Origin of the sequence: Legionella tunisiensis, from assembly GCF_000308315.1 — a bacterium.
GTDB lineage: Bacteria > Pseudomonadota > Gammaproteobacteria > Legionellales > Legionellaceae > Tatlockia > Tatlockia tunisiensis.
Window position 1 is genome coordinate 1 of record NZ_CALJ01000339.1, and the last position, 1,233, is coordinate 1,233.

Below are 1,233 nucleotides of genomic sequence, written 5' to 3' on the forward strand. Positions count from 1 at the left end.
TGAGCTTGCCATGGGCAGGGACTTTCCGGACACCCTCTTAATCAATGAGTTACTTCAAATTTTTGTCCCGTACAGAGATCATCAACATGATTTATACTATCTTGTTTTTTACTGAAAAAACCAAACATTTTAATTCCAGCCTCCAAGCCACCTACACCACCAATAATCATTGCAGTTATTGCAATAGGAGGTATAACCAAGCTCATTCCTGCGAGTAAACAGATACCAGCCGTTACTCCTATAGTTGTAGCAAGTGCTCCGACACCACCTATTAAAATGGATGTAGACATAGCTACTTCAAAAGCCAGATTGAGCATCATATTTGATGAAGGCTCTCTTCTATTTAAATCGTAATATTTGTCTTCATCATAATTAATAAAAAATTCTGGAGAAGATAATTCATCAATTAATTTATTAAATTGCTCTGGTTTCGGTTTCATTTCAATAAAATTAATTTGGCCATTTTCATTTAAGTTTAATTGTAATTCTTCTGGAATTTCTTCATGTTCATCATATATGCTATTTAGCACGGCATAATAATTTGCAATCGCTATATTTTGTTGCTCAATTAATTTACTTAATGGACCTTCACGGATTATTTTAACAAATTCAACATCGTTACTACCTATAGTATTTACTTTTTCAAGCAATTCAGTCCCTTGAATTTCTATTTTATTTTTAGACAAAATAGCGAGAATGACTTTCTTGTCTTTATTTATTCTTTCCTCAAGTCTTATTTTGTCTTCTTCATTTTTTCTAGATGTCAGGAGTTCAATCTCTGATAATTCCGTATTAATCATTCCAATACTATAATGTCTTTTATAAATATCGGCATAAATTGCTTTTAATTCATTAAATTGTTCTATCTTTATAGGGGAGCGCATCTCATGTCACCTTAATTTTAAACTTTTAGGTATTATATAAAACGAATATTAAAATAATATTATGGCCTGCGGTTTTTTATTACTAATTTTATCGTGACTTTGCAGCAAATGACCTATTCCCCAATTAACCTATTGATTTTATTACGACTGCTAGTTAACCTTGCTGCCCCTAAGTGGAGCATGGTTACTAAATGACGCCAGCAAAAGAATTACCCATTGTCATTGAAAAGTCACAGGAAGAAGTTGGGTTCCGTTGCAAAAAAGATTCGATTTCAACTTATTAAATTTTAGGCAGAACTCAAGTGTATAGTCCAAATTGTTCATTGATGAAGGACACTTCGGTTCGGCT

At 32.6% G+C, this 1,233-nt stretch carries 1 protein-coding gene; it reads right to left on the minus strand.

Going from position 1 to position 1,233, the window contains the following annotated elements; all coding sequences use genetic code 11:
* Window positions 1-41 precede the first annotated feature (41 nt).
* Window positions 42-884: a hypothetical protein gene (locus tag BN58_RS20560; protein ID WP_019218457.1), complete on the minus strand. Its 843-nt coding sequence runs from the start codon at window positions 882-884 to the stop codon at window positions 42-44.
* Between the last annotated feature and the right edge of the window lie 349 nt (window positions 885-1,233).